This is a genomic window from Microbacterium sp. zg.Y909, from assembly GCF_024626565.1.
The window spans coordinates 1-3254 of sequence record NZ_JANJFJ010000451.1; the positions used below are offsets into that span (position 1 = coordinate 1).

A 3254-nucleotide genomic window follows, 5' to 3' on the forward strand; every position below is an offset into this window, starting at 1 on the left:
GCCGCGAGGCCCGCTCCTGGCGAACCAGGGGCGGGCCTCGACGTGCACGGCCGGCGCGAACCGGCCTACGCGATCACTCCGACTTCGCGGGCTCCTCGACAGCGTCCTCGGCGGCGGCCTCAGCGGCAGCGCCTTCCTCGGGCGACTCGGCGCCGGCCTCGGCCGCGGTCTCGTCAGCCTCGACGGGAGCCTCCTCGACGGGAGCCTCCTCGACGGGAGCCTCGGCCTCAGCGGCCGGAGCAGCAGCAGCGGACTTCTTCGCCGACTTCGGCTTCGGGTTCACGGGCTCGAGCACCAGTTCGATGACGGCCATGGGGGCGTTGTCGCCCTTGCGGTTGCCGATCTTCGTGATGCGGGTGTAGCCACCCTCGCGCTCGGCGACCCGAGGCGCGATCTCGGTGAAGAGCGTGTGCACGACGGTCTTGTCACCGATGACCGACAGCACCCGGCGACGGGCGTGCAGGTCGCCGCGCTTGGCGAACGTGATGAGGCGCTCGGCCAGCGGACGCAGGCGCTTGGCCTTGGTCACCGTGGTCGTGATCGAGCCGTGGGTGTACAGCGCTGCGGCGAGGTTCGCGAGAAGCAGACGCTCGTGGGCGGGGCCGCCTCCGAGGCGGGGACCCTTGGTGGGCTTGGGCATGTCAGTTACTCCAGTAGGAAAGAAGAAGGGTTCGGATGCCGCGCCCCGGCGTCACGCTGAGCCGCGGCATCCGCTAATCAGATGTTCTCGTCGTCGTATCCGCCGTAGAAGTGCGCGCCGTCGAACCCGGGGACCGAGTCCTTCAGCGACAGGCCGAGCGAGACGAGCTTGTCGCGCACCTCGTCGACCGACTTCTGACCGAAGTTGCGGATGTTCATCAGCTGCGTCTCCGACAGCGCGACGAGCTCCGAAACCGTGTTGATGCCTTCACGCTTCAGGCAGTTGTACGAGCGCACCGAGAGGTCGAGGTCCTCGATGGGCATCGACAGCTCGTTCGAGAGCACGGTCTCGACCGGCGCGGGGCCGATCTCGATGCCCTCGGCCTCGACGTTCAGCTCGCGGGCGAGGCCGAACAGCTCGGTCAGGGTGCGACCGGCCGAGGCGACGGCGTCGCGCGGCGACATCGAGGCCTTCGTCTCGACGTCGAGCACCAGCTTGTCGAAGTCGGTGCGCTCACCGGCACGCGTGGCGTCGACGCGGTAGCTGACCTTGAGCACCGGCGAGTAGATCGAGTCGATCGGGACGACCCCGGCCTCGGCGTACTCGTTGCGGTTCTGCGTGGCCGAGACGTAGCCGCGGCCACGCTCGATCGTCAGCTCCAGCTCGAACTTGGCGGTGTCGTTGAGGGTCGCGATGACCAGCTCGGGGTTGTGCACCTCGACACCGGCCGGAGCGGAGATGTCCGCCGCGGTGACCTCGCCGGCACCCGTCTTGCGCAGGTACGCGGTGATGGGCTCATCGCGCTCGCTCGAGACGACCAGCTGCTTGATGTTGAGGATGATCTCGGTGACATCCTCCCGGACACCGGGGATCGTGCTGAACTCGTGCAGCACGCCGTCGATACGGATGCTGGTGACGGCCGCGCCGGGAATCGACGACAGCAGGCTGCGGCGCAGCGCGTTGCCGATCGTGTATCCGAACCCGGGCTCCAGCGGCTCGATGATGAACCGGCTGCGGAACTCGCCGATCTTCTCCTCGGTCAAAGTGGGACGCTGTGCGATGAGCACGATGTGTTCCTTTCAATCACGTGACCGCTATATGACACGTGTGTGTGGTGAGGTGTTGAGTTGTCGTCGGATGCCGCGCGTCGCGGCATCCGGGAAGCGTGCGTGCCACGGGGTCGGAGCGGGACCGCGCACCTGCGGGTCCCGCTCCGGAGTCGGTCGTGGATCAGACGCGACGGCGCTTCGGCGGACGGCAGCCGTTGTGCGCCTGCGGGGTGACGTCCTGGATGGACCCCACCTCGAGGCCGGCGGCCGTCAGCGAGCGGATCGCGGTCTCGCGGCCCGAACCCGGACCCTTCACGAAGACGTCGACCTTCTTGACGCCGTGCTCCTGAGCCTGGCGCGCAGCCGACTCCGCCGCCATGCCTGCGGCATAGGGGGTCGACTTGCGCGAGCCCTTGAAGCCCACGCCACCGGACGAGGCCCAGCTGATGACAGCGCCGGACGGGTCCGTGATCGAGACGATGGTGTTGTTGAACGTCGACTTGATGTGGGCGTGACCCAGCGCGATGTTCTTCTTCTCCTTGCGACGCGGCTTGCGCGCGGCGCTCTTGGCCTGTGCCATGTTTCTGCGTTCTCCCTAAATCCTGGGGCGCCGGCGGAGGCCTAGCGCGCCTTCTTCTTGCCGGCGACCGTGCGCTTGGGACCCTTGCGGGTACGAGCGTTGGTCTTGGTACGCTGGCCGCGCACCGGCAGGCCGCGGCGGTGGCGCAGGCCCTCGTAGGATCCGATCTCCACCTTGCGGCGGATGTCGGCGGCCACCTCGCGGCGAAGGTCACCCTCCACCTTGTAGTTGCCCTCGATGTAGTCGCGGAGCGTGACGAGCTGGTCGTCAGTGAGGTCCTTGACGCGGATGTCTCCGCTGATGTCGGTCGCCTCGAGGATCTCGAGCGAACGGGTACGGCCAACGCCGTAGATGTAGGTCAGGGCGATGACCACGCGCTTATCGCGCGGGATGTCGACGCCGGCAAGACGTGCCATGCGGCTCTCCTAGGAGTGAGTGGAGGTGTGGAGCAGGATCGGTGCCCGGGCCTCCGCCCCGAGGTGTCCCCTCTTGCGAGGTTCTGATCCTGCCGTGTGTGTTGTTCAGTTGTACGTCTGTGGGGTGGGATGCCGTGGCATCCCCGCGTCAACCCTGGCGCTGCTTGTGGCGCGGGTTGGACTTGCAGATGACCATGACGCGACCGTGGCGGCGGATGACCTTGCAGTGGTCGCAGATGGGCTTGACGGAGGGGTTGACCTTCATGATTTTCCTGTTCGCTGTCTTCGCCGGGCAGGGCAGCATGCCCCGGGGCGTTACTTCTCGACCGGTCTAGCGGTAGCGGTAGACGATGCGACCGCGCGTGAGGTCGTACGGGCTGAGCTCGACGACAACGCGGTCCTCGGGGATGATGCGGATGTAGTTCTGTCGCATCTTGCCCGAGATCGTTGCGAGCACCTTGTGTCCGTTGCTCAGCTCCACGCGGAACATCGCGTTCGGGAGAGCCTCGGAGATCACACCCTCGATCTCGATGACACCGTCTTTCTTCGCCATACGCTCGCTTACAGTA

Annotated in this window: 6 protein-coding genes; all 6 read right to left on the reverse strand. The window is 66.8% G+C overall.

What is annotated here, in order from left to right; all coding sequences use genetic code 11:
• Positions 1-73: 73 nt before the first annotated feature.
• The gene (gene rplQ, locus NQ160_RS21120) at positions 74-640 is read right to left on the reverse strand and encodes a 50S ribosomal protein L17 (protein WP_257517042.1); all 567 of its coding nucleotides are present in this window, start codon (positions 638-640) and stop codon (positions 74-76) included.
• Positions 641-717: 77 nt separating this feature from the next.
• The gene (locus NQ160_RS21125) at positions 718-1707 is read right to left on the reverse strand and encodes a DNA-directed RNA polymerase subunit alpha (RefSeq protein ID WP_257517043.1); all 990 of its coding nucleotides are present in this window, start codon (positions 1705-1707) and stop codon (positions 718-720) included.
• A gap of 163 nt (positions 1708-1870) precedes the next feature.
• The gene (rpsK, locus tag NQ160_RS21130) at positions 1871-2269 is read right to left on the reverse strand and encodes a 30S ribosomal protein S11 (protein WP_023954078.1); all 399 of its coding nucleotides are present in this window, start codon (positions 2267-2269) and stop codon (positions 1871-1873) included.
• 41 nt (positions 2270-2310) lie between these two features.
• The gene (gene rpsM / locus NQ160_RS21135; RefSeq protein WP_257517044.1) at positions 2311-2685 is read right to left on the reverse strand and encodes a 30S ribosomal protein S13; all 375 of its coding nucleotides are present in this window, start codon (positions 2683-2685) and stop codon (positions 2311-2313) included.
• A 148-nt stretch (positions 2686-2833) separates the two neighbouring features.
• Positions 2834-2950: a 50S ribosomal protein L36 gene (gene rpmJ, locus NQ160_RS21140; protein ID WP_005050492.1), complete on the reverse strand. Its 117-nt coding sequence runs from the start codon at positions 2948-2950 to the stop codon at positions 2834-2836.
• A 66-nt stretch (positions 2951-3016) separates the two neighbouring features.
• Positions 3017-3238 carry a translation initiation factor IF-1 gene (infA, locus tag NQ160_RS21145; protein ID WP_017201569.1) on the reverse strand — a complete coding sequence of 74 codons (222 nt, stop codon included), beginning with the start codon at positions 3236-3238 and terminating at the stop codon, positions 3017-3019.
• Positions 3239-3254: the final 16 nt, after the last annotated feature.

What these genes read in the sequence shown, in the direction of transcription:
- rplQ (WP_257517042.1), bottom strand. Translation starts at nt 640, where the DNA reads ATGCCCAAGCCCACCAAGGGTCCCCGCCTCGGAGGCGGCCCCGCCCAC.
- rpsM (WP_257517044.1), bottom strand. Translation starts at nt 2,685, where the DNA reads ATGGCACGTCTTGCCGGCGTCGACATCCCGCGCGATAAGCGCGTGGTC.
- infA (WP_017201569.1), bottom strand. Translation starts at nt 3,238, where the DNA reads ATGGCGAAGAAAGACGGTGTCATCGAGATCGAGGGTGTGATCTCCGAG.
- rpsK (WP_023954078.1), bottom strand. Translation starts at nt 2,269, where the DNA reads ATGGCACAGGCCAAGAGCGCCGCGCGCAAGCCGCGTCGCAAGGAGAAG.
- rpmJ (WP_005050492.1), bottom strand. Translation starts at nt 2,950, where the DNA reads ATGAAGGTCAACCCCTCCGTCAAGCCCATCTGCGACCACTGCAAGGTC.